The organism is Terribacillus sp. JSM ZJ617 (assembly GCF_044383785.1).
Taxonomy (GTDB): Bacteria; Bacillota; Bacilli; order Bacillales; family Amphibacillaceae; genus Terribacillus.
On the sequence record NZ_JBISEQ010000003.1, the window covers coordinates 345795 to 369068 of the forward strand.

Below are 23274 nucleotides of genomic sequence, written 5' to 3' on the forward strand. Positions count from 1 at the left end.
GAAAAACATGGAGAAGCACGCTTTTTCAGGTACTGCATGGGAGTGGCTTCAGTTAGATGAGAAGAAGGATTTAGAGAAAAAAGACGAGCTAAACGCATACACCATACATATTCCATGGGTAAAACATATACATTCTTCCGACACGAATAGTCTGCAGATGGAGACGACAAATCAGGACTCTCTGGCTCTTTGGGGCTCGCTCATATACGTTCAGGAAGCAGACAAGAAGGAAGAAAAGCACCTTTTTCACTTTTTTGTAAAGGAGACCACGCTGCTGACAACTGCACTAGATTTTAAGCTGCTGCCGACTACAAACCAAGATGATATTCTCGCTAAAATGCAACATGCGGACAATGCGATTGAAGGATTTATGATCCTCCTGGGAGAAATCATTTCAGCATTTTTACATAAAATCGATCAATATGAAGTCAGATTGAAGGACTTGCTTTGGCAGGTAAAAGAGAATAATGATACAAAGCTGCTTAACAAAATTGCTGAAAATCGGCATGAGATATTAGTATGGAAGAACTTTTTGATTCCGTTTATAGAGGTTAAAACTGGTGTAGTCGAAGCATTTGGGGAGAAATATACAGAGAACATCTATTTTAAACGAACACATTATCGTTTTGAACGCTGTGAGAATCTTGTTCGGGCGTATGAAGAGGAAATCAGAGGATTGATTGATTTTGAAGATGTCGTCTCTTCTTTCAGGGGCAATGAGATTATGAAGACACTGACTGTTATGACTGTCCTTTTTACACCAGTCATGGCGCTTGGCGCATTATGGGGCATGAACTTTGATGATATGCCAGAATTGAAGTGGAAGTTCGGGTATGCAGGAGCCCTCATCTTAATACTACTTTCGACTCTTCTGGTTTACTGGTTCTTGAAGGCGAAGGGCTGGACAGGAGATATGCTGAAATCCAAGAAAAAGCAAAAATACGTCGATTAAAAGTGGCAGAATATTAACTGAAGGTATTTTTTCATCACATTAATCACAATTTAAACCTAACACACTTCAAAGTGAAAGTTGGGTTTTTAAATGGATTTAAAGACAATACAATCGATTAAAAAATACGCAATACCATTAACTGGTGAAGCGGAATTAAGTATCGTAACTGAAAGGACCGGCAATGCAAAATTTGTTTTGCTTGGAGAAGCGTCGCATGGTACATCTGAGTTCTATACCGTACGTGCGGAGATAACCAAAAAGCTGATCATGGAGAAAGGTTTTGCTTTTGTGGCGGTAGAAGGGGACTGGCCTGCTTGTCAGGCTGTAAACCGCTACATCAAAGGCTATGATACAGAAAGCCAATCAGCTCGGGAGGTCCTTAGCAGCTTTAATCGATGGCCGACGTGGATGTGGGCGAATGAAGAAATTCTTGATTTGATTGAGTGGATGAAGACATACAATGAAAATCACGACGTGCAGCCGAAAGTTGGCTTCTATGGAATAGACATGTACAGTCTTTGGGAATCCATGGAGGAAGTGATTTCGTACTTAACGAAGATTGATTCCCCTGACGTCGAAATTGCCAAAAAAGCATTTACTTGTTTTGAACCATTCAACAGAGACAATCAGGAATATGCTGTTTCTGCTGGTCTATATTCTGAAGGCTGTATTGATGAGGTTGCAAAGCTATTAGCAACGATTCAAAAAAAGAAAGATCAGTATCCATGTGAAGAGGAGCTCCGTCTTAACCTGGAGGTAAATGCGCTCGTAGCTTATAATGCCGAGCATTTTTACCGCTCGATGGTCGTTCGAGATGAAGAATCATGGAATATAAGGGATACACATATGGTGCATGCTCTGAACGAGGTTATGAAGTTTTATGGCTCAAAAGCTAAGGCGATTGTCTGGGAGCATAATACACATGTTGGAGACGCCAGAGCCACTGACATGGCGCATAATGGAATGGTCAATGTCGGCGAGCTTATACGGCAGCAAAATGCTCAGGAAGATGTGTATATCATCGGATTCGGTACGAACAGAGGAACAGTAATAGCTGCGGATGAATGGGGAGTCAATCATGATGTGAAGATTGTTCCAAAAGCAATTGGGGGATCATGGGAGGACCTCATGCATAGAGCCGGCGCATTTGATAAAATACTCTTTTTCGATATAGAGAATAAACATTTATTCCAGCAGAAGATCGGACATCGCGCGATAGGTGTAGTGTATCGACCGGAGTTTGAACAGTTCGGTAATTATGTGCCTTCTCATATGTCACAGCGGTATGATGGATTCATCTATATTGATGAAACGAGCGCTTTAAGGCCTTTGGCAGTTGAGAGAGTTTTGCTATAAAGTTAAAATTTATTTTTCCGAGGAGCCGTTATATATTTCGGCTCCTCTTTTAAGTTGTAAAAATCATGTTTGAACTGCTTAATAAGATATAAAGAAGAAGTCCGAATTAATGCACGCCTAGGTAATCCAAAGCATCTTTTACTGTAGACATAGTTGGTGATGATAACAAGCTGATATCCATTTCAACTGCTTCTATCGCAAGCTCTGGTCTCATGCCGGTAAAGACAGACTTTATACCAAGCATAGAGAGAACGTGATTAATCTTGAAGAGATAATCTGTTACAACTTTGTCTAATTGCAAGATACCTGAGAAATCAATAATCAAAGAGTGTACATTCTGTTGTTTCGCTTTAATAGGAACAAGATTCAAAAGATGTTTTGCCCGCTCCTCGTCAATTGAACCAACTAAAGGAAGAATGGCTATTCCGTTTAAAAGAGGCACGAGAGTAGCTGAAAGTTCATTGATTTGATTCATCAATTCCTGGCTTTTTCTCTCCGTTAGTTTTTTCTCAGAGATATCTCTTACATAAGTTTGAATGGCCTTCGTATCCTCAATCAAGACCGGGTGACAATATAACTCCACATCTGCAGTTGTACCGTCCAGCTTGAAGATGGATTCTTCTATCACTTCTGCAGGCTTAGCATAAGCCGACTGAATTCTTTTTCGAATCGCTGATTTAGAACTCTCATGAAAAATATCTAACGGGCTAGCTCCAATGATATCTTCTCTTCTTCCATTAAAGAATAATTCAGCCGCATGGTTGACATAAATGATCTTTAGATCTGTATGTACAATTAAGGGATCCAATGAATACTCAATAACTTCGCGGTAATTAATCTTCGATATGTCTTCACTCATTATTATCCCCTCCTAGTGAAAGTATAGAGAACTTTGAGTACGTTAACAAGTTAAGTAGTTTTTGCCTCGGGTCCACAAAGAGTATTGTTGCGGATTGTCACTTCATTTAATAGAAAAAGATTGCAGAGAATATAGAAGTTTCTCTGCAATCTTTTTTATTTCTTTTTTATTGTAATAGTCCAGGCAGCTTCGCCTAATTGTTCATATGCCGTTACTTCATGACCTGCCTCGGCAGCCCAGCGTGGGATGGATTCAGTACCTTGTGTACAGTCAAATTGAACTTCCAGCTCATCGCCTGTTTGAATTTCCTTCATTGCTTCTTTTGCTTCTACTAGCGGGAATGGACAAACCATCCCCATTACTTCCAATGTTTTTTTCATTCTTATACACTCCTTTTAAGCAGTCGCTGCTTGTGTAGTTTGACTAGCCTTTTTTCGTGGACGTACAAATACAAAGTATGACGCAGTCCATGTACCTAACATCATGAACCCTAGAGATATCCATCCTTGCCATGTCATCATTGCAGTCATAACTAGACCATTCCCAATCGAACAGCCTCCGGCTAAAGCTGCTCCAAAGCCCATCATCAATCCGCCGCTAAAACTATTGATCGTCGTTTTAAGGTCAGGCAGCCTGAATCTGAATTCACCACTCATTTTTGCAGCAAATAAAGAACCTAAGAAAATACCGAGTACAAGGAATACGCCCCAATTGATAAAGCTTAGTTCCCCTGTAATTAAGTATTGCAGAATATTAGCAGAAGGAGTTGTAATTCCTAATCCGGCAATCCGACCGGTAGCGATACTTAAAGGCCAAGCAAGTATAGCGATGAGTCCGATAAGAGTTGCAGTGACAAATGGATGCCAGCGTTTTTCAAAAAGAATGTGTGCAAGACCGGTTTTCTTCGGTTTTAACCCGGGAATTTTGACTTTTGGTTTTCTTAGAGTGCGGAAAACAACAAACCCGACAATCACGACAAGAATAGCTATTAAAACCCAGTTATTCAAACCAAATGTTGCGGCAATTGAGTTAGACTCTACCTGTACTTCTTTTACTGCTGTGTCCAGTGGCAGCAAAACGCCTGTTTTCATCATGGCAGCTACAAGCATATAGCCAGCCAATGCAATCCAGCTGCCGATTAATCCTTCTCCTGCGCGATACCAAGTACCTGTGGCACATCCGCCAGCAAAGATAATACCGATACCGAAAATAAAGGATCCAATGATTACAGCAACAATCGGCAGTGAACCAGCATTAAATTCGAATACCCCTAAACTTATCAATGTATAAACGCCAACGCTTTGGATAGCTATTGCGATTAATAGTGCGTAAAACATGCGATTATCTTTCGATAAATACATGTCACGAAAGCCGCCTGTTAAACAAAAACGACCACGTTGCATCACAAATCCAAGCAACGACCCGCATAGTAAACCTGTTAAGATCATTTGAAGCATGGAAGCACCTCTCTTATTCCGAGTATTTCTATAGGTTTTATAATAATGTTTAGCTACTTCGGAATCAACCCCTAATTTTTTATACTGAAATTTATTCGTAAAACAAATGAAACGAACAAGGGTACACGTAGAACCGATCAGCTTTATAGCTTCTGCGGTCTGTTTGATGTGATGCGTATTCATCATATCGACGATTGGTTAATTTGAATTGGGTATTTTTGTAAGGGTATAACTATGATAAAGTTTGCTTATGGAGGGGGATTATTGTGAAGCAAATCATTTTTCTATTGTTATTGATCTTTATAGCTGGTTGTGAGACAGAGCTTGAGCCAAGTAAGTATGCAGATGAGTTGACGTCTGCAAAGGACGTACTGCTCGAAATAGAAGCTGATAACATTAAAACGGAAGATGGCTTTAATTTTCGTATAAAAAACAATAGTGAATTTCCCATTGCTATAGGTCGTGCATATGTACTTGAAAAGTATGATAAGAAGAAAGAAGAATGGTTACAGATACCACTTAAAGACAATGTGGGTTTTCATGAGGATGGCATAATCATTGATCCTGGTTCTGAATCCAGTTTTTTTGCATCATTCGATGCTTTCAATTACAGCTTTCCAAAGGGTGATTACCGCATAATAAAGGTTCTGTCTTCAGAAGGAGATGGGATTTTATTGTATGATGATTTCAAAATTGATAGATAAGCGAGGAGTAATAAATATGAGAAAAGTGGTCATAGCTGGAGGAACAGGATTTATCGGGGAATTCTTTCAAAAGAGATTTCAGGAATTAGGTTATGAGGTCAGTATTATCTCAAGGCAAAAACAACACATCCACTGGGATGATAAATTATCCATTCAAGAAACATTGGAAGATGCTGAACTTCTCATCAACCTCGCTGGGAAATCTGTTAATTGCCGATACAATGGAACGAATAAGCAGGAAATAATGAATTCCAGGATTACTACTACTAAGATATTGGGTGAGGCTGTCCAGTCCTGCAGCAATCCTCCTGAACTTTGGATTAATAGCAGTACGGCCACCATCTATCGTCATGCGGAGGATCGTCCGATGACAGAAGCTGATGGAGAAATTGGTTCAGGGTTCTCAGTCGATGTTGCCACGAAATGGGAGGATGCATTCTTTTCGTTTAGGTTGTCCGAAACAAGGCAGGTCGCTTTGCGCATTGCTATTGTTCTAGGTAAAGATGGAGGAGTCATGACCCCGTATCGGAATTTGGTCCGTTTCGGATTGGGAGGGATACAAGGCTCGGGAAAGCAGATGTTTAGCTGGATACATATCGAAGATTTATTTCAAATCATACTTTTCTTAAGAGAAAAGAAACACCTGAGCGGCGTTTTCAATTGTTCTGCACCGCAACCTGTTACAAACCGTGAATTGATGCATACACTGAGAAAGGAATTGAATACTCCATTCGGCTTGCCTGCTCCTAAATGGATGCTGGAGATTGGATCCGTTTTCATTCGGACTGAACCAGAGTTGGTTCTGAAGAGCCGTTGGGTTATACCTGACCGATTGGAACGTGAAGGGTATAACTTCAGATTTAAAACACTTGGCCATACTTTACAAGACATTCTGCATACATGAATAGACCGGAAGAATGAATAGTATTCTGATGTTTATTCCGTGTTGAGATGTATACTGATTTGCTTAAAGAACTTCTGCAGAGGTTCTTTTATTTTTCGACTGCTAAATAATCTGGTAAATAATTCGGGATATTGGTACCTATTAAATGTAAGCGCTTTAATATTATGATGAATGAAGATAGAGTAAGGCTTATAACAGCAATTGAAGGGAAGGATTAAGACAATGCATGTTATAAAAAGATTGTCGAAACCATTTTTCATTGTTCTTATTACTGTTCTTATCATTTCAATGAATCCAGGCTTTACGCTTGCCAAATCTAAGCAAGAAGAAGTGAAGGTATGGTTCAGCTCGGAAAATGCTCCAGCTGACAGAAGCTGGTACGAGGGACCGAAAGAAATCACGTATAAGCTGGATCAGCAGCCATCTATCGACATAACAGAAGAAAAGGAAATTGACGGAACGACGATTTTTGTAGACCCTGACAAGCAGTACCAGGAGATGCTTGGAGTTGGTACTTCTTTAGAGGAATCATCGATCTACAATTTGTCAAAAATGGCACCAGGTAAGCGGAAGCAAGTGCTGAAAGATCTGTTTGATCCGAAGAAAGGAATAGGGATGGATGTTATCCGGCTTACGATTGGAACTTCGGATTTTACCGCACAAGATGCATTTTATACCTATAATGATATTCCTATTACGGAGACGGATTATGATCTAAGCGAGTTTTCCATTCAGCGTGATATCGATCTAAATATTGTCTCAACAGTAAAGGAAGCATTACAGATCAATCCAGACATCAGAATATTTGCCTCACCATGGAGCCCGCCTGCTTGGATGAAAACAAATAAAAGTTTGATAGGCGGGCGGTTAGAAGATAAGAATACAGAAGTACTTGCAGCTTATTATCGGAAATTTGTCCAATCATATGAAGCACAGGGAATTCCGATATATGCGATGACTATGCAAAATGAACCGCTGCTTGAAATCGATTATCCTAGTATGTACATGCCGCCGGAACAGCAAAGAGAACTGGCAGTTTTACTCCGAAACGAACTGGATGCCCATCACTTAGATACAAAACTATGGACATTTGATCATAACTTCAATGAAGCTTGGGATTACGTTTCAACCGTTTTCGAGGACGGAACGGCAGATAAATCAATAGCAGGAATCGCATTTCACGATTATGCTGGTGAACCTAAAGCAATGGGAGAAATTAGCCGGGCTTTTCCGGATAAAAGCATTCATCTTACCGAAAGATCTGTCTGGGGTACTGCTGGAGCAGACCGAATTGCTCAATACTTCAGAAACGGTGCAGCAAGCTACAATGCATGGGTAACGATGCTTGATAGCGACATAAGCACTCACCATTGGATTGGTACACCCGATCCAACAATGTTGATTCAAAATGCAGATAACGTAAATAAGTACTGGAAAATACCGATTTATTATATGACTGGAAATTACTCGAAGTTTGTAGATCGTGGTGCGAAGCGGATTGACAGTAACTACGGATCTCGTGATTCGGTTACAAATGTCTCATTCCTTAATCCTGACGACTCTATCGTAACAGTGGTTATCAACCAGACTGACAAAGCCCAAAAGTTTCGAATTGTATCAGAAGGCAAGCAATTTACTGCAGCATTGCCGGCAGGAACGGTAGGGACCTATGAGTGGCCTCGTCCTTCTCCTCAGGAAGACGATAACCTGATTGAAAACAGCAGCTTTGAAACAGGAACATTAAATCAGTGGATGGAATGGAATAACGGTGTTTCAGCACACAAAGCAGATGCAGATGAACCTTTTACTGGAGTTTACAAACTTACGCACTGGCACTCGGATGCTTATCAACAGCGGACTGCACAAACGGTAGAAAACATACCAGATGGAACCTATGAGGCAAGCGTTTGGGTTCGCTCAGGTGGTGGTCAGAACAAGCTTCACTTCTATGCAACAGATTACGGCGAAACTAAGAAAATAACTGAAATAGGCTCAAGAGAGGTAACAAATTATACAAAGTACAAAATCGATGATATTCGGGTCTCAAATGGACAGCTTGAAATTGGAGTATGTTCTGACGCAAAAGCCGGTAATTGGGCTGCATTCGACAGATTTGAACTAAAACAACTGAAATAAACAAGTAATCCATTAAAGGACTGGTTTTAAAGCAGTCCTTTTTATCTTCAATAGATATTAGATGGCAGTTTAATTGCTTATTTGTGTCCTCTTGTATTACTTTACCTTCTCATAGGGCAAATAAATTAAACAAGGAATTCAACAAAGGCATGCAGAAAAAGTAGTTATGTAATGTTTGGTATTGCTCTGGTATTTTGTCACCGTTTAATTATCTCCAAACTGGGAGGGTTTTCTTTGCAATTATTTTTTAAATATAACTGGATGGTTAGAGAAGAATGGTATCAATGGTGTGAAGAGTTGAATGAAGAAGAACTGCTACTAGACCGCACGGGTGGAAAGGGAAGTATATTACATACACTTTTCCATATAGTTGATGTCGAATGGAGCTGGATACGTCTCATACAAGACAAAACCGACTTCCAGGACAGTTTCGATGCTTATAAGAGCTTGAAAAAGGTTCGAGAATTAAACGCTGATCTTCATTTAGAAGTAGAAAGCTTTGTTAACAAATGGGATGCTAATATGGAGGGACGTATATTTTACGATACCTTATCAGATGGAAGAGTTGTAACGGATACTTGGGGTGAAGTCATGCGACATATTATTGCTCATGAAATTCATCATATAGGGCAATTATCAATATGGGCAAGGGAAATCGGAAAAAGCCCAGTTTCTGCAAACTTCATAGGGCGAGGTCTTACTTCTTACTTCAATAAATAACACTGCATGTAATGGCTTTCGAAAAGTTATGTGTAGATGGCGCAAGTACCTACTTAACTAGCAGTAGACTTTAAATATTTTTAAAATGGACCTGCTGGTGAACTATTCTATTCACCAGCAGGTCCATTTTTGTTTGCCAAAACGCTTATGTCCAGCTTCCTTTTTAGCTGCATCAATAAATGGAATTATATGTTAAAATTATTTTTGGGAGGAGTTATCTTAATGTATGAATTTAATCGTGCAGGATTTGGAATCAGGTTTTTCGCTAGTATCATCGACATGTTTATTCTTATTATTCCTATCAGTATCCTGCTCTACTTTATACAGAGGGAATTTTCTATTGAATGGTCAGATGGCTCCTTATGGGATATTGGATATGTTATATATTTGACAGTACTTCCTGTTCTATGGAAAGGATATGTCATTGGAAAGCGGCTAATGGGAATTAAAATCAAACGAACAGACGGAGGAGATGTCACGTTTACCAACATGATTCTTGGAGAGGTCGTAGGCAATGGACTGCTGGTATTAGTTACTTTAGGTATATCCTTACTGATTAGTGCTGTTATGGTGCTTGTGATGGAGGATAGGCGGGGGCTTCATGATTTGATTGGCGGTACATATGTAATACACACGCGATGAGATGAAACTTTTTCTTCCTTTATACCGTATAGGTATTACGACATCAAAAGGAGGAACAGCATGATCTTTTTAATTGCTTTAGCCAGTCTTGCTGGCTTTATCCTGATCGCTCTGGCTGACTTGGCAGCTGGAGGAGGAAAGGCAAAGCTCCAGCAATACGTGGCAACAGGTATTGCTGCTTACATCGTACTAGTCATTATCATCTATTTCGTGTTACCAGCGTTCATAATCCAAAATATCCTTTGGCTGAACGCAATCGGTATTTTCTTTGCCGCTTTTCCGCTTCTTGCAAGCAAAAAAGCAGAAAAGAAATCGAAAAATGCAGGTGTTCCACTTGCGGCAATACTATTAGCAGTTATTATTATCGGAGCAGTTGTTTGTGTGATTGCTAATTTTGCAGTTTATCAGTCTACGTATGACCACGTAGTTAAATCAACAGAGGAAGAAGCAAAACCGCTTGATGAAGATAAGACACCTATAGCAATTGCGCCGAGCTCAGTCCGGAACAAAATGAACAAGAAGATGAGCGTAGTACCGGATACACAGCTCTATCATCTCGGCAGCCTTCAGACGCAAACTGTTGGCGGGACGAATGAATACATCGCGCCAGTGGAATTTGACGGTTTCTTCAAATGGCTGAAAGGCGGAGAGACTTCCGGCTACTTTGTCATTGACGCGACAGATCTTGGGGCACAGCCTGAATTTGTGGAAAATAAATTATCCTATGTACCATCGGCATACTTCCATAAAGATTTGCAGCGGATTATTTACTCCCGTTACCCTTCCTACATCCAGGAGGGAGACGCACGCTTGGAAGTCGATGAAGAAGGAAAAGCATGGTACATTCAGACAGTATACCAGCCGAAGCTTTTCACCAAAAAAGCAAACGGCGATGATATTCAGGTTGTCGTTGTGAACCCGTACAACGGAGAGTCAAAAATTTATGACGCTGATCAAGCGCCTGATTTTATTGAGAACACAATATCACCAGAAATGGCCAGTAAGCTTAATACGTATTATGGCGAATACAGCGGCGGTTTTTGGAACCGACACTTCGGGAAAGCCGGCGTGAAGATTCCGAACAACAACGGAACGGAGCATGGCGTGACAGCTGTCTTCTCTGAAGATGGCAGCATTCAGTATTTCACCGATTTCAAATCACCGAAAGAAAATATCGACTCTGCCCTTGGCTACTCAATGGTCGATGGCCGGACAGGGGAAGTCACATTCTTTGGTGGTGAGAAGAACAATGGCATCATGGATTCCTCTGGTGCTGTGCAAGTGGTGGAGAAGGAATACCCTGAGAAAAAATGGGAAGGAAAAATGCCCGTACTCTACAATATAGACGGTAATCCGACCTGGGTCATCAGTGTGCTCGATTCCAATGGTATTTTCAAGCAGTATGCATACGTCCGGGCAGCAGATTCTGACTATGTTGTGTTTGGAGATAATGCTAAAAGTACGTTAGAGGCGTATCGACTCCAGCTTAGTGCAGACACAAGTACAGCAGAATCCACAGGAGACGCTCCTAACCAGCAAGTGAGCGGGGAAGTGAACCGTCTCTATATTTCCTCGGACAATGCCGGGGCGAAAACAATTCAATTCTTGCTGAAGGACCAGGATGTTATTTACAGCATTAATTCGACAGATGCACCCTATGCAATCTTCCTAAAAGAAGGAGATCAAGTCAGCTTTGAGGCTGCAATGCAGGATGGTGCAACATCCGCCACCATTGAGCAGATTACGATTGACGGATTAAATTAACTTATCTTAGCCAGCTTTCATCTAGAAAGCTGGCTTTTTTTAAAAAAGCAGAATTGAAAGAGGAGTGCTGTTATGATTAAAGAGAGAGAAACTCCAGAGATGAAAAGAGAACGATTGAGACAAGAAGAATTAAAAATAAATCCAGCAGGAATTGTCAGTGATGCGTTCAACAGAGTTGAAAATGGAAACCTTGCTGATTTGGCAGGCGGTATAGGATGGAAAGTAATTGGGGTCATTCTGCTTATCCTGATTGGCTTCCTTGCATTTATATTTTTAAATTAAAAAGACCTCTTTTGGAGGTCTTTTTTGATGCTTATTTTCATTTTGTAGTAATTCGATTTGTTTCATGATCTTCCAGTTAGGGGTATAAGATAGAAAAAAGAGAAAGAGGCGGAAGCTGTGCGGGCAATGCTTATTATCAATCCTTCATCAGGGAAGGAAAAAGCGATGCAATATGAGGAACAAGCTGTAGGACTACTTGGCAAGCGGCACGAACAAGTGGTAGTAAGGTATACCGAAAAAGAGGGGGATGCAACCGAATTTGCTGCTTCCGCTTGTGATGGTACATATGAAACCCTGCTTGCGATGGGCGGGGACGGCACGATAAACGAGTGTATCAGTGGATTGGCCGAAAAGGAACAGCAGCCCAATTTTGCTTTTGTCCCGCTCGGCACAGTGAATGACTTTGCTCGTGCTTTGCAAATACCACGAAAACCGGAGCAGGCACTAGCTTTACTCGAGGACTACCACATAAAAGCAGTAGACATTGGTAAATTAGATAATCGTTATTTTATGAACGTTTTAGCTGTAGGGGTAATTGCCGAAGCAGTATATGATGTCACCCCGGAGGAGAAAAGCAAATATGGCCATTTTGCTTATTTGTTGGAAGGTGCAAAAGCATTCCGAGATAAGACACCCTTCCGCATCAATGTCCATAAAGGTGAAAAGGAAGCTTATAATGATAAGGCATATATGATGCTTATTGCACTAACAAATTCTGTAGCTGGTTTCGAAAAGTTTGCCGAGCAAGCTGAAGTGGATGATCATTTGTTTCATGTCTTCATTTTAAATGATTTGTCCATTACAAAAGCGGTCAAGCTGATACCTGATATTTTTAAAGGGAATTTGGCTGCCAATGAACAAGTTGCCTACTTTCAAGCGGATGAAATCAGCGTTGCTTCCGATACAGAGCTTGTGGTCAATATAGATGGAGATGAAGGGGAGCCGCTGCCTTTTGAAGCCAAAGTTTTACCCGGGGAAATTCGTGTCGTCGTACCAAAAGAGACATAAAAAACCTCGCCTTTTTTAAGGCGAGGTTGTAGAGGTATTATCAAGAGCAGGAAGCTCTAACTGATCACGCATCGTCTGCGTAGCATTAGCCAATGATGTTGCATCAGGAAGGAAAGCATAGGCGCTATAACCAGGGACAATTCCGTTTCCGCCTTGGCCCTCGAGCTTCAGGCTTTCTACTGTTAATTTATTGTTCACACCGTAAGAAATGAAGCTCTTCATCTCATCGAACGTCATATTTGTCTGCATATTGCTGCCGACTGCATCCAAAAGACTGGAATATTTAAGAACGGAACTCATGTCCGTCGCTTTATCCATCATTGCTTCAATGATTTGCTGCTGACGTTCACTGCGGGCAAAGTCACTATCTTGCTTCCTTGTTCTGGCAAGTGCAAGTGCTTCTTCCCCGTTCAACGTCTGGACACCTGGCTGTAGGTGGATGGCACCTTTTTCATCTTTGGAGTTCATTTCTTCCAGTTCATAAGGTACATCAACTGAAATTCCATCTAGTGCTTCGACAACGCTGATGAATGCCTCGAAGTTTACATCGATATAATAGTCTACTGGAACCTGAGTCAGTTCTTCGACTGCTTCCACTGTTGCCGTAGGACCGCCGTTATACGACCCATTTATTTTCGTGTTGCGTTCTAGATAAGGTACGTAGGTATACGTATCACGCGGAATGCTAAGCATTTTAATGCTTTTATCATCTTTATTGAAGGTAGCCAGAATCATCGTATCGGAGCGTTTACCGATATTGTCCTGTTCCCGTTTTTGGCTTGAATCAGATCCGATGAACAAGACGCTGACACTATCTTCGGCAGGATTTACTGCACTGTCGCGAAGGGATGATTTGTCCCGGCCATCATCTACGAAAGAATCATTGGCCAAATTACCTGCTTTTACATAAAGATAACCAGCATATGCTGCCGGAATGAGAATCAAAAGCAATACAATTATAAATATATTGCGGATAACGCGCTTCTTGCGGGATTTCTTCCGCTTTTTCTGTGAGCGGCGCAACTCCTGTTTATCGTCTTTTGCCATATATATGTTTCTCCTTTAATCTGCTAATCCAGAATTTTGTCAAAATATGTTTGAATATCCCCAGAGTCTACTATATCATATCATTCGCCATCAAGGGGTATGATTCTATATGATGGAGGAAAACACAACGAAAAGCGGGTGGATGGAATGAAGTTGCATAGCATCGACGATGTGGAAGGTTTTATCAGTACGAATAGACTTGCTGTCTTATTCATATCCTCACCAGGCTGCAGCGTCTGTCAGGCCTTGCTGCCGCGAATGGAGGATATGCTGCAGACTCATCCACAAGTAGAACTTGGATATGCAGATGCCAGTGAGGTGCCGGAAGTTACAGGGAAATTTCTTGCATTTGGAGCACCGACTATCCTGGTATTTGCAGAAGGGAAAGAACAGATCAGAGAAGGCCGGTTTATTCGGATGGAAGATTTCGAGGCTAGAGTGGAAAGACTCATTTCGCTGACAAATTATTAAGAATTTGTAAAGAAACGTACTTCTTGAAACTAACATGGTATCATTTGCGTTAATAGACAAGTTGTTATTTAGGGAGGGAAATCTATGTTCAAGAAATTCATCCGTAAAATACAGGAATCCGCCGGTGGGAGCAGCCATCGCCGCGGGAGAAGATATGATTCCAGCGGGCATCGAGGACGTCGCTATGACTCTAGTGGTTATCGAGGACGCCGTGGCTCTAGCGGCAGCAGCGGCTACGGTCGCAACCGTTATGGCGGCAGCAGCCGGTATAAACGCCGTGGATATGGAAGCAGCAGTTAATCTGCTGCTTCTTTTGCTTTTCTCAAGGAATCAATCGCTTCAAACACAGAAGGGAAAGGTTCCTTGATGCCTAATAATCTTTCGAGCACATGCTTGCATGCGGGTGTCAAAGTGAGCTCTTCCGTCCAAGGGAGGGCTTTTTTAGTTGTTTTTTCAAATGTGGTGTACAAAAGATAAAGCAGGATGTCACCTAAATCAAACAGATCCTGTTCCAGACGACTCTGCTCCTCAGAATTCCTTGTACTTCTGAATTGTTTCGCTAGTCCAAAGTCGATGAGAAAAGCATGTCCATCTGCAAGCATGACATTCGGTATTCGGATATCACCATGGTAGATACGATGTGTATGCAGGTGGTCTACAACTTGAGCTATATCGATTGTCAGTGCAAGTGCTTCTTTTTCGTTATATTGCTTTTTTGTATCAAAGATATGCTGTTCCAGATTTTCACCAGAAACAAAATCCATCACGAAAAAATAACCATCCTCTGTATGAAAAAAGGAGTTGGCAGCCGGAATGGAAGGGTGCTTGAGTTTGCTGAGCAACTCATATTCCTGCTGGAACATACGGAAATATTTCTTCCGGCCCTGACGGCTGCGCCGAAGCTGTTTCACTGTACATGTCTTCTGCTGGATGCTATCAACGCACAGATAAGTAGTACCATAGCTGCCGGAACCAAGTTTACGGATGACGCGGTATCTCTCGGCGATATACGCTCCTTTAGGATATTTTTTATCGACAAGGTAGCGATGCAATAATCGAAATGGTCTGAAGACCTGATATAACATGTGAATTCCCCGATCTTTTTTCTTTAAGTATATAGACTTGTCTCCGGGTTGCAAAGTATGTTGTCAGAATATATAATAATATTAAAGTGATATCACTTTAATATTAAAATGTAGGAGTGACGTGTATGAAAGAAAAGCAAGCTGCTGCTTTAAATGGTTTCCTCGGGGTGCTGATCATCCTTGCTTGTGCGGGTGCTGGTATTTTCAGTTTGACACAGGAGGGTGTCGTTGTAGCAGTCATTCTCTTCCTTGTTGCTGTATTGCTGGTAACCGGAATCGTGATTGTACCTCCTAATCAAGCCTACGTTGTAACATTCTTCGGTAAGTATATCGGTACAATCCGTGCCAATGGTTTATTCCTGACTATCCCTCTTACTACGAGACAGCGAATCACTTTGCGTATTCGCAACTTCAACTCCAAGACACTAAAAGTAAACGACATAGAAGGGAATCCAATTGAAATAGCTGCAGTGATTGTGTATCGTGTAGTAGATACAGCAAAAGCAGCATTCAATGTAGATGATTACGAAGAATTCGTCGCTATTCAAAGTGAAGCAGCAATCCGTCATATCGCTTCAAATTATCCCTATGACAATTTCAACGAATCCGGTTATTCTCTGCGTGAGAATGGGGATGAAATTACTGGAAAACTACAGGCAGAATTGGAAGCACGTCTGAATGAAGCAGGCGTGGAAGTGATGGAAGCACGTTTCACGCATCTTGCTTACTCAACAGAAATTGCCCAAGCGATGCTGCAGCGTCAGCAGGCGGCAGCAATCATTGCTGCCCGCAAAATGATTGTGGAAGGTGCAGTCGGTATGTCGATGGATGCTGTGGAAGCATTGAACGAAGGCGATTTGGAACTGGATCCAGAGCGCAAGGCGCAGATGGTGAACAATCTGATGGTGGCCATTGTTTCCGATCGCGGGACACAGCCCGTCGTGAACAATGGATCACTATATTAAAGCAGGGGTCTTATGGCAAAAAAGAAGAGTTTTCCGTTGCGCATCAACCAGGATATCTATGATATGGTGCAGAAATGGGCAGACGATGATTTTCGCAGTGTGAATGCTCAAATTGAGTATTTACTTCGTGAGCAGCTGAAGCAAGCTGGCAGACTGAAGCCGGAAAAAGAAAAATAGAGCAGGAAGCAAAAGGCTTCCTGCTCTTTCTTATGCCATGCTGTTGGCGGGGAGATGCATAGTAAGTGCGTGCAGCTCAGACAGCTTATGAAGATCGAAGTTCCCACCGCTGATGACGATTCCGCAATGTTCGGAACGTATACTTTGATGATGGCGCATCAGTCCCGCAAAGCCAGCGGCGCCGGCACCTTCAGCGAGCGTCTTATGCCTTTCGAGCAGCTGTAAGACACCAGCAGCGATTTCACGCTCTGAAACAGTGACAATATCATCCACATATTGCTGTATCAGCGGCAATGTCACCTTGCCAGGCTCATTGACAGCAATCCCTTCCGCAATTGTCGTGCAAGGGAGGGATGGTATCAAATGTTTGTGGAACGCATGGTAGGTTGCGCACACAGCTTCTGTTTGCACACCGATGACGCGAATAGAAGGCTTGATCTGTTTGGCAGCAAAAGCGATACCGCTTATCAGGCCGCCACCCCCTATCGGAACGATGAGCGTGTCGAGTTCAGGCTGATCGGCCAGCATTTCTACGGCAATCGTGCCCTGTCCAGCGATAATATCGATGTCATCGAAAGGATGGATGAAAGTACCTCCAGAATGCTGCTGTTCCTTTTGGGCAGCAAATAGTGCCTCCTGGAAAGTTTCACCGGCTAACTCAACCGTTGCACCATAGCTTTTAGTTGCTTCTACTTTCGGCTTCGGAGTATGAATTGGCATATAGATTTTAGCTGGAATAGCGCGTTTTGCTGCTGCGAGAGCGACACCTTGTGCGTGGTTGCCAGCAGAAGCAGCAAGAACACCGCGCTTTGCGTCGTCTTCACTCATGCTGCCAATTTTAAAAATGGCCCCGCGTGCTTTAAAGGCACCTGTCTTCTGCTGGTTCTCCATCTTCAGATATACGTTCCTGCCCATCATTTTGTCCAATGAAGTGGATGTCCTGATTGGCGTGTGATGTACCAAATCCTTCAAATAAGCTGTTGCTGCTTGTATCTTTTTCTGACTTAAGCAATCCCCAATGCCTTCACACTCCTTTAATGTGTTTGTTCAAATTGTGTTATCTGATCAGCATAACTTAACGTAATGCCGATCTCGTCTAGTCCATTTAAAAGCATATGTTTATTATAGGCAGGAATGTCAAAGCCTGCCTCAAAACCTAGCTTATCATATACTTTCTGTTTTTCCAGGTCTATTGTCAGGGTATAAGCATTCTTTTCTGCCTGATCGAGCAAATAGTCTACTTGTTCCTCGGAAAGACGGATTGCAAGTATCCCGTTTTTAGTTGTATTGTTGTAGAAGATATCGGCAAAACTCGGCGCAATGATCACTTTGAAACCATAGTCCAAAAGAGCCCAAGGAGCATGCTCGCGTGATGAGCCGCAGCCAAAGTTGTCACCGCCGACCAAAACAGATGCACCTTCATATTTCGGCTGATTCAAGGAGAAGTCTGTACGCGGCTTGTCATTTTCATCGAAACGCCAGTTATAAAAGAGAAATTGCCCGAAACCTGCTCGTTCAATGCGCTTTAAAAATTGCTTTGGTATGATCTGGTCAGTGTCGACGTTACGTTTTGGCAACGGGTAGACAAGACCATTATGCGTTTTGATAGGTTCCATTTTCTATCCTCCTTACACAGTTGGTGCGACTACCTGCCGGACATCGACAAATCGCCCCTCGATTGCTGCCGCCGCAGCCATTTCCGGGCTGGCCAAATGTGTGCGAGCTCCAGCTCCTTGACGCCCCTCGAAATTTCGATTCGACGTTGAAGCACAGCGTTCGCCTGCTGGCACGACATCTTCATTCATTGCCAGGCACATACTGCAGCCAGCATCACGCCACTCGAATCCTGCATCTTGGAAAATTTGGTCCAAGCCTTCTTGTTCTGCCTGCATCTTGACTGTGAAAGAGCCGGGAACGACCATCGCACGGACAGAAGGGTGGACCTTCCTTCCTTTGATGACACTTGCAGCTTTACGCAGGTCTGTAATCCGCGAATTCGTACAGGAGCCGATGAATACATGCTGGATCTCAATGGAAGTCAGCTGTTGGTTTGCCTCCAAGCCCATATAAGCAAGGGCCTGTTCGACAGAAGCTCTTTCATCCCTATCCTCGATAAGTGCCGGGTCTGGTACGCTTGCAGATATCGGCAGACACATACCAGGGTTTGTTCCCCATGTCACTTGCGGTTCTATTTCTGATGCATCCAAATATACGGTATGGTCATAAACAGCGCCGTCGTCAGTAGCAAGGTTTCTCCACTCAGAGACAGCAGCATCAAAATCAGAACCTTCAGGTGCATATCTTCTGCCGCGCAAGTATTCGAACGTCGTCTCATCCGGGCTGATCAGGCCGGCTCTGGCACCAGCTTCTATGGACATGTTACAAACGGTCATCCGTTCCTCCATTGATAACTCTTGGATAGCTTTGCCGGTATATTCCAGCACATAGCCGGTTCCGAATTTGACGCCGAATTTACCAATGATGGCCAGGATCAAGTCTTTCGCAGTCACGCCTGTTCCTAATGATCCTTCAATATGCACATTAAGCGTCTTTGGTTTGTTTTGCCAAAGTGTCTGAGTAGCAAGCACATGTTCTACTTCACTCGTCCCGATTCCGAATGCCAGAGCACCGAATGCACCGTGGGTGGAAGTATGACTGTCGCCGCATACTATTGTTTTACCAGGCTGCGTCAGCCCGAGCTGCGGGCCAATGACATGCACGATACCTTGATCAGGATGGTCAATGTCAGCTAGGCGGATTCCAAATTCGGCACAATTCGTACGCAGCGTTTCCATTTGTTTTCGTGCAACTTCATCACGAATCAGCGGACGGTGGATTGTCGGTACATTGTGATCAACTGTGGCATAGGTGCGTTCTGGCTGCCGTACTTTGCGACCTGCCAGGCGCAGACCTTCAAAAGCCTGCGGGGATGTTACCTCGTGCACAAGGTGCAAATCAATATACAAAAGATCCGGCTTATCCGTTTCCTGTACAACAGTGTGCTTTTCCCAGATTTTTTCGATAATCGTCTTTGGTTGCTTCATTGTTCTCAGGTCCTTTCTTAAGAACTCACTTTTGCTGTCGTCAGCTGTTCGATGACAAGAGAAGTCATTTCTTTCGTACCGACGATTTTCTCTGGATCCACCTGCATATCGGTTGTTCCGTATCCGTTTTGCAGTACATTATCTACAGCTGCTTCCACAGCGTCGGATTCTCTTTCCATTCCGAATGAATACCGAAGCAGCATGGCTGCTGAAAGAATCGCTCCAAGCGGATTGGCAATATCCTTGCCGGCTATATCCGGAGCGGAGCCATGCACTGGCTCATACAAACCGAGCTGATCCTCACGCAGGCTGGCAGAAGGGAGGAGGCCCAGAGACCCGGTAAGCACGGATGCTTCATCGCTCAGGATATCGCCGAATAGGTTCTCAGTGACAATAACATCGAAATAGGTTGGGTTTGTAATGAGTTTCATAGCAGTAGAATCCACGAGCATATGCTCAACCGTTACTTCCGGATAGTCCTTTCTCTTTTCATCAACGATTTCACGCCATAGTTTGCTGGATTCGAGTACATTTGCTTTATCGACGGAGGCTAGACGCTTATTCCGGAGCATTGCGCTCTGGAAACCTGTATCGACAATCCGTTCGATTTCGCTTTTTTCATAATGCAAGGTGTCGACAACGATTTGACCACCTTCACGGCGTTCGCTTGGTAGCCCGAAATAAAGTCCTCCGGTCAGCTCCCTTACAATCAATAAATCGCTGCCTTCAACGATTTCCTGCTTGAGCGGAGAACTAGCAAGCAGGGAAGGAAAGGTTTTGACGGGACGAAGGTTTGCAAATAGACCCAGACCCTTGCGCAGCTGGAGCAGCCCTTTTTCGGGCCGCAGATGAGGAGGCTGCTGATCCCATTTTGGTCCTCCTACAGCACCAAGTAAAATGGCATCTGATTCTTTACAAGCTTGAAGGGTGTCTGCTGGCAGCGGTTCCCCGAATACATCTATGGCTGCACCGCCAATCGTTTTACTTGTGAAACTGAAGTTGTGGGAAAAGATGTCGGCCACTTGCTGCAGGACGGAAGCCGCAGCTTCTGTCACAGCAGGACCAATTCCATCTCCCGGAAGCAGTACGATGTTTTTATGCATAGTTAACACTCTCCAGGTCAGGGTTTAAATTAATGCTTGAACCTTTTTCATAGTTGCGGCACGCAAAGCGCGGTTCACGCCGTTGACAAAGGCATGGCTTGACGCCTTCAGCACATCATTCGCCGTGCCGCGGCCGGTAAAGGGATCACCGTCCACTTGAAGCTGTACATGTACTTCAGCGAGAGCATCTTCGCCTTTTCCGACAGAATGAATGCGGTAGTCAGTAAGTGTTACTTTTTCATCGATCAAAGCAGCCAATGTATTATAAATAGCCTCGACTGTTCCATGACCGGTCCGGGCGGTTTCCTTGATGCCATGATCCGGAGTCTGCAGGGCAATTGTTGCAGTGGGCAGATTTTGCGGACCCATTGTTACTTGAAGGGCTTTCACTTCATACGTTTTCACTGGATCATGCTTTGTCTGGACATCTAGTGCAATGGTAAAGAGATCATCATCCGTGATTTCTTTCTTTTTATCTGTCAGGCGCTTGAAGCGGTCGAATGCTTCCTGCAGCTGTGTTTCAGATAGTGTGAAACCAAGTTCTGCGATTCTAGTATTGAAAGCATGTCGTCCGGAATGCTTTCCAAGTACTAGATTGGTAGCATTCATCCCGACTAGTGCCGGCGTAATGATTTCATAGGTTTCTGCATGCTTCAGCATTCCGTCTTGGTGGATGCCAGATTCATGAGCAAAGGCGTGATCGCCGACGATTGCTTTGTTTCCTGGCACCGTCATGCCCGTCAATTTGCTGATGAGGCTGCTCGTTCGTTTGATTTCATGCAGAATGAGGCGGGAGGAGTGCTCATACGCATCCTTACGAATGTGAAGGGCAACCGCGACTTCCTCTAGGGCAGCATTTCCTGCACGTTCTCCAATGCCATTAACCGTTCCTTCAATTTGAGTTGCGCCGTTTTCGATAGCAGCAATGCTATTGGCTACAGCCATTCCCAAATCATCATGGCAGTGTGCGGATAGATCTGCTTTTTCGATATTCGGAACGTGCTCCTTCATATAAGCAAACATTCTGCCGTACTCGGCAGGTGTCGCATAACCGACAGTATCAGGCAAGTTTACAACCGTCGCACCAGCATCTATGACAGCCTCAACAACTTCGGCAAGGTAGGGAAGTTCAGATCTGGAAGCATCTTCTGCAGAAAATTGGACAATCGGGAACCGTTCCTTCGCATAAGTAACCATCTCAACAGCTGTTCGAAGCACTTCCTCAGGTGTTTTCTTCAGCTTGTATTCCATATGGATAGGGGAGGTGGCCAAGAATACATGAATTCTTGGCTGCTCTGCACCCTTCAATGCTTCCCAGGCGGTATCAATATCGCTTTTCTTTGCCCGGGCCAATGCTGTGACAGCGGTAGTTTTAATGGTCTTGGCAATTTCCTGTACAGCGAGGAAATCACCCTCGGAGGAAGCGGGGAAGCCCGCTTCCAATACATCCATTCCGAGGCGTTCCAGCTGTCGGGCAATTTCAACCTTTTCCAGTTTGTTTAGATTGACTCCCGGTGTCTGTTCGCCGTCTCGCAGTGTTGTATCAAAAAATTTTATTTGAGCCATGGACAATCACTTCCTCAGCGGATTGATTTTTCTTGCCTTGTTTGACGAATGGCATCAATTCGCGGAGTTCGCGCCCAATTGTTTCGATTTGGTGATTTGTTTCTCTGGCATTGATTGCATTGAATTGTGGTCGGTTGGCCTGGTTCTCCAAGATCCACCCTTTCGCGAATGTACCGTTTTGGATATCGTCCAGCACTTCTTTCATACGAGCTTTTGTTTCATCATTGACAACTCGCGGACCAGAAACGAAATCACCCCATTGAGCTGTATCAGAGATGCTGTAACGCATTCCCTCCAGACCATCCTCGTACATAAGATCGACGATCAGTTTCAACTCATGCAGACACTCAAAGTAGGCAACTTCTGGTTGATAACCAGCTTCTGTCAATGTTTCAAAGCCAGCTTTGACAAGGCTTGTAAGTCCGCCGCAAAGGACTGCCTGCTCACCGAACAAATCTGTCTCCGTTTCTTCCTGGAATGTTGTTTCCAAAATTCCAGCACGACCTGCTCCGATACCTTTCGCATATGCCAATGCGATTTCTTTTGCAGTTCCGCTGACATCTTGGTAGATACCGAATAGGGCAGGAACGCCAGCGCCTTCTGTGTACGTACGGCGGACAAGATGACCCGGGCCTTTCGGTGCAACAAGAAATACGTCCACATTGGATGGAGGTGCGATTTGGTTGAAGTGAACGTTGAAACCATGTGCAAATACAAGGGCATTTCCAGTTTCCAGATTCTGCTCGATGCTTTCTTTATAGATAGCAGGCTGCAGCTCATCCGGAACAAGCATCATGATGATATCCGCTGCTTGAGCTGCTTCAAAAGCAGAACGCACATCATGTCCGTCTTCGACTGCTTGATCCCATGATTTACCTTGCCTTACTCCGACAACAACATCAAATCCGCTTTCTTTCAAGTTTTGCGCGTGAGCATGGCCTTGAGAGCCATAACCGATTACTGCGATTTTCTTTCCTTTTAATACCTCTTCTTGAATGTCATTGTGATAGATAACTTTTGCCATGATCTCGT

23 protein-coding genes and 1 pseudogene are annotated in these 23274 nt (G+C 43.4%); 13 read left to right on the forward strand and 11 right to left on the reverse strand.

Annotated elements, in window-relative coordinates:
* Nucleotides 1-7: 7 nt before the first annotated feature.
* Both ACH6C1_RS13275 and ACH6C1_RS13280 read left to right on the forward strand, forming a co-directional pair.
* A complete protein-coding gene (locus ACH6C1_RS13275; RefSeq protein WP_374077746.1) occupies nucleotides 8-952 on the forward strand; it encodes a magnesium transporter CorA family protein in 945 nt (314 codons plus the stop codon).
* 90 nt (nucleotides 953-1042) lie between these two features.
* Nucleotides 1043-2308 (forward strand): erythromycin esterase family protein, encoded by a 1266-nt coding sequence (locus tag ACH6C1_RS13280; protein ID WP_374077748.1) that lies wholly within the window; start codon nucleotides 1043-1045, stop codon nucleotides 2306-2308.
* A gap of 106 nt (nucleotides 2309-2414) precedes the next feature.
* On the opposite strand, the gene ACH6C1_RS13285 is transcribed toward ACH6C1_RS13280, so the two are convergent.
* The 3 genes from ACH6C1_RS13285 to ACH6C1_RS13295 form a co-directional block, all read right to left on the reverse strand.
* Nucleotides 2415-3167, reverse strand: coding sequence for a PAS domain S-box protein (locus ACH6C1_RS13285; protein WP_374077750.1), 753 nt, complete (start codon nucleotides 3165-3167; stop codon nucleotides 2415-2417).
* Nucleotides 3168-3322: 155 nt separating this feature from the next.
* Nucleotides 3323-3547, reverse strand: coding sequence for a sulfurtransferase TusA family protein (locus ACH6C1_RS13290; RefSeq protein WP_095222928.1), 225 nt, complete (start codon nucleotides 3545-3547; stop codon nucleotides 3323-3325).
* A 15-nt stretch (nucleotides 3548-3562) separates the two neighbouring features.
* Nucleotides 3563-4624 carry a YeeE/YedE thiosulfate transporter family protein gene (locus tag ACH6C1_RS13295; protein WP_374077754.1) on the reverse strand — a complete coding sequence of 354 codons (1062 nt, stop codon included), beginning with the start codon at nucleotides 4622-4624 and terminating at the stop codon, nucleotides 3563-3565.
* Nucleotides 4625-4890: 266 nt separating this feature from the next.
* On the opposite strand from ACH6C1_RS13295, the gene ACH6C1_RS13300 reads away from it, so the two are divergent.
* The 8 genes and pseudogenes from ACH6C1_RS13300 to ACH6C1_RS13335 all read left to right on the forward strand — a co-directional run bounded on the left by ACH6C1_RS13300 (nucleotide 4891) and on the right by ACH6C1_RS13335 (nucleotide 12784).
* A complete protein-coding gene (locus ACH6C1_RS13300) occupies nucleotides 4891-5328 on the forward strand; it encodes an immunoglobulin-like domain-containing protein (protein WP_374077757.1) in 438 nt (145 codons plus the stop codon).
* Nucleotides 5329-5344: 16 nt separating this feature from the next.
* Nucleotides 5345-6232: a TIGR01777 family oxidoreductase gene (locus tag ACH6C1_RS13305; protein ID WP_374077760.1), complete on the forward strand. Its 888-nt coding sequence runs from the start codon at nucleotides 5345-5347 to the stop codon at nucleotides 6230-6232.
* Between the two features lie 288 nt (nucleotides 6233-6520).
* A pseudogene (locus ACH6C1_RS13310) lies at nucleotides 6521-7909 on the forward strand (glycoside hydrolase family 30 protein); the annotation flags it as partial.
* Nucleotides 7910-8602: 693 nt separating this feature from the next.
* Nucleotides 8603-9088, forward strand: a complete 486-nt coding sequence (locus ACH6C1_RS13315; protein WP_374077762.1) for a DinB family protein — start codon at nucleotides 8603-8605, stop codon at nucleotides 9086-9088.
* Between the two features lie 222 nt (nucleotides 9089-9310).
* Nucleotides 9311-9730, forward strand: coding sequence for an RDD family protein (locus ACH6C1_RS13320; protein ID WP_374077765.1), 420 nt, complete (start codon nucleotides 9311-9313; stop codon nucleotides 9728-9730).
* Between the two features lie 60 nt (nucleotides 9731-9790).
* On the forward strand, nucleotides 9791-11494 hold the full coding sequence (locus ACH6C1_RS13325) for a Yip1 family protein (protein ID WP_374077768.1): 1704 nt from the start codon (nucleotides 9791-9793) through the stop codon (nucleotides 11492-11494).
* A 72-nt stretch (nucleotides 11495-11566) separates the two neighbouring features.
* Nucleotides 11567-11776, forward strand: coding sequence for a DUF6366 family protein (locus ACH6C1_RS13330; RefSeq protein ID WP_374077770.1), 210 nt, complete (start codon nucleotides 11567-11569; stop codon nucleotides 11774-11776).
* Nucleotides 11777-11902: 126 nt separating this feature from the next.
* On the forward strand, nucleotides 11903-12784 hold the full coding sequence (locus ACH6C1_RS13335; RefSeq protein ID WP_374077837.1) for a diacylglycerol/lipid kinase family protein: 882 nt from the start codon (nucleotides 11903-11905) through the stop codon (nucleotides 12782-12784).
* A 15-nt stretch (nucleotides 12785-12799) separates the two neighbouring features.
* Here ACH6C1_RS13335 and ACH6C1_RS13340 read toward each other — a convergent pair whose 3' ends face one another.
* Nucleotides 12800-13831, reverse strand: a complete 1032-nt coding sequence (locus ACH6C1_RS13340; protein WP_374077772.1) for an LCP family protein — start codon at nucleotides 13829-13831, stop codon at nucleotides 12800-12802.
* A gap of 99 nt (nucleotides 13832-13930) precedes the next feature.
* Here ACH6C1_RS13340 and ACH6C1_RS13345 point away from each other — a divergent pair, with 99 nt between their 5' ends.
* Complete coding sequence (locus ACH6C1_RS13345; RefSeq protein WP_374077774.1) at nucleotides 13931-14302, forward strand: thioredoxin family protein; 372 nt, start codon at nucleotides 13931-13933, stop codon at nucleotides 14300-14302.
* Between the two features lie 296 nt (nucleotides 14303-14598).
* Here the strand turns inward: ACH6C1_RS13345 and ACH6C1_RS13350 are convergent, their stop codons facing one another.
* Complete coding sequence (locus ACH6C1_RS13350) at nucleotides 14599-15387, reverse strand: serine/threonine protein kinase (RefSeq protein ID WP_374077776.1); 789 nt, start codon at nucleotides 15385-15387, stop codon at nucleotides 14599-14601.
* Between the two features lie 125 nt (nucleotides 15388-15512).
* Between ACH6C1_RS13350 and ACH6C1_RS13355 the strand changes: the two genes are divergently transcribed.
* On the forward strand, nucleotides 15513-16352 hold the full coding sequence (locus ACH6C1_RS13355; protein WP_374077778.1) for an SPFH domain-containing protein: 840 nt from the start codon (nucleotides 15513-15515) through the stop codon (nucleotides 16350-16352).
* Between the two features lie 12 nt (nucleotides 16353-16364).
* Nucleotides 16365-16529, forward strand: a complete 165-nt coding sequence (locus ACH6C1_RS13360) for a type II toxin-antitoxin system antitoxin (RefSeq protein WP_095217437.1) — start codon at nucleotides 16365-16367, stop codon at nucleotides 16527-16529.
* Between the two features lie 30 nt (nucleotides 16530-16559).
* Here ACH6C1_RS13360 and ACH6C1_RS13365 read toward each other — a convergent pair whose 3' ends face one another.
* The 6 genes from ACH6C1_RS13365 to ilvC all read right to left on the reverse strand — a co-directional run bounded on the left by ACH6C1_RS13365 (nucleotide 16560) and on the right by ilvC (nucleotide 23266).
* Nucleotides 16560-17501 carry a threonine/serine dehydratase family protein gene (locus ACH6C1_RS13365; RefSeq protein ID WP_374077781.1) on the reverse strand — a complete coding sequence of 314 codons (942 nt, stop codon included), beginning with the start codon at nucleotides 17499-17501 and terminating at the stop codon, nucleotides 16560-16562.
* Between the two features lie 62 nt (nucleotides 17502-17563).
* Complete coding sequence (leuD, locus tag ACH6C1_RS13370) at nucleotides 17564-18145, reverse strand: 3-isopropylmalate dehydratase small subunit (RefSeq protein WP_374077783.1); 582 nt, start codon at nucleotides 18143-18145, stop codon at nucleotides 17564-17566.
* Nucleotides 18146-18157: 12 nt separating this feature from the next.
* Nucleotides 18158-19573, reverse strand: a complete 1416-nt coding sequence (gene leuC, locus ACH6C1_RS13375; protein WP_374077785.1) for a 3-isopropylmalate dehydratase large subunit — start codon at nucleotides 19571-19573, stop codon at nucleotides 18158-18160.
* A 17-nt stretch (nucleotides 19574-19590) separates the two neighbouring features.
* Nucleotides 19591-20676, reverse strand: a complete 1086-nt coding sequence (gene leuB, locus ACH6C1_RS13380; RefSeq protein ID WP_374077788.1) for a 3-isopropylmalate dehydrogenase — start codon at nucleotides 20674-20676, stop codon at nucleotides 19591-19593.
* Nucleotides 20677-20700: 24 nt separating this feature from the next.
* Nucleotides 20701-22242 (reverse strand): 2-isopropylmalate synthase, encoded by a 1542-nt coding sequence (locus tag ACH6C1_RS13385; protein WP_374077790.1) that lies wholly within the window; start codon nucleotides 22240-22242, stop codon nucleotides 20701-20703.
* Nucleotides 22220-23266: a ketol-acid reductoisomerase gene (gene ilvC / locus ACH6C1_RS13390; protein ID WP_095222946.1), complete on the reverse strand. Its 1047-nt coding sequence runs from the start codon at nucleotides 23264-23266 to the stop codon at nucleotides 22220-22222. The genes ACH6C1_RS13385 and ilvC overlap by 23 nt, the downstream gene beginning before the upstream one ends.
* Nucleotides 23267-23274: the final 8 nt, after the last annotated feature.

What these genes read in the sequence shown, in the direction of transcription:
- ilvC (WP_095222946.1), bottom strand. Translation starts at nt 23,266, where the DNA reads ATGGCAAAAGTTATCTATCACAATGACATTCAAGAAGAGGTATTAAAA.
- ACH6C1_RS13355 (WP_374077778.1), top strand. Translation starts at nt 15,513, where the DNA reads ATGAAAGAAAAGCAAGCTGCTGCTTTAAATGGTTTCCTCGGGGTGCTG.
- ACH6C1_RS13345 (WP_374077774.1), top strand. Translation starts at nt 13,931, where the DNA reads ATGATTCTATATGATGGAGGAAAACACAACGAAAAGCGGGTGGATGGA.
- ACH6C1_RS13335 (WP_374077837.1), top strand. Translation starts at nt 11,903, where the DNA reads ATGCTTATTATCAATCCTTCATCAGGGAAGGAAAAAGCGATGCAATAT.
- ACH6C1_RS13340 (WP_374077772.1), bottom strand. Translation starts at nt 13,831, where the DNA reads ATGGCAAAAGACGATAAACAGGAGTTGCGCCGCTCACAGAAAAAGCGG.
- leuD (WP_374077783.1), bottom strand. Translation starts at nt 18,145, where the DNA reads ATGGAACCTATCAAAACGCATAATGGTCTTGTCTACCCGTTGCCAAAA.
- leuB (WP_374077788.1), bottom strand. Translation starts at nt 20,676, where the DNA reads ATGCATAAAAACATCGTACTGCTTCCGGGAGATGGAATTGGTCCTGCT.
- ACH6C1_RS13330 (WP_374077770.1), top strand. Translation starts at nt 11,567, where the DNA reads ATGATTAAAGAGAGAGAAACTCCAGAGATGAAAAGAGAACGATTGAGA.
- ACH6C1_RS13280 (WP_374077748.1), top strand. Translation starts at nt 1,043, where the DNA reads ATGGATTTAAAGACAATACAATCGATTAAAAAATACGCAATACCATTA.
- ACH6C1_RS13275 (WP_374077746.1), top strand. Translation starts at nt 8, where the DNA reads ATGGAGAAGCACGCTTTTTCAGGTACTGCATGGGAGTGGCTTCAGTTA.
- ACH6C1_RS13290 (WP_095222928.1), bottom strand. Translation starts at nt 3,547, where the DNA reads ATGAAAAAAACATTGGAAGTAATGGGGATGGTTTGTCCATTCCCGCTA.
- ACH6C1_RS13320 (WP_374077765.1), top strand. Translation starts at nt 9,311, where the DNA reads ATGTATGAATTTAATCGTGCAGGATTTGGAATCAGGTTTTTCGCTAGT.
- ACH6C1_RS13285 (WP_374077750.1), bottom strand. Translation starts at nt 3,167, where the DNA reads ATGAGTGAAGACATATCGAAGATTAATTACCGCGAAGTTATTGAGTAT.
- leuC (WP_374077785.1), bottom strand. Translation starts at nt 19,573, where the DNA reads ATGAAGCAACCAAAGACGATTATCGAAAAAATCTGGGAAAAGCACACT.
- ACH6C1_RS13360 (WP_095217437.1), top strand. Translation starts at nt 16,365, where the DNA reads ATGGCAAAAAAGAAGAGTTTTCCGTTGCGCATCAACCAGGATATCTAT.
- ACH6C1_RS13295 (WP_374077754.1), bottom strand. Translation starts at nt 4,624, where the DNA reads ATGCTTCAAATGATCTTAACAGGTTTACTATGCGGGTCGTTGCTTGGA.
- ACH6C1_RS13325 (WP_374077768.1), top strand. Translation starts at nt 9,791, where the DNA reads ATGATCTTTTTAATTGCTTTAGCCAGTCTTGCTGGCTTTATCCTGATC.
- ACH6C1_RS13350 (WP_374077776.1), bottom strand. Translation starts at nt 15,387, where the DNA reads ATGTTATATCAGGTCTTCAGACCATTTCGATTATTGCATCGCTACCTT.
- ACH6C1_RS13305 (WP_374077760.1), top strand. Translation starts at nt 5,345, where the DNA reads ATGAGAAAAGTGGTCATAGCTGGAGGAACAGGATTTATCGGGGAATTC.
- ACH6C1_RS13385 (WP_374077790.1), bottom strand. Translation starts at nt 22,242, where the DNA reads ATGGCTCAAATAAAATTTTTTGATACAACACTGCGAGACGGCGAACAG.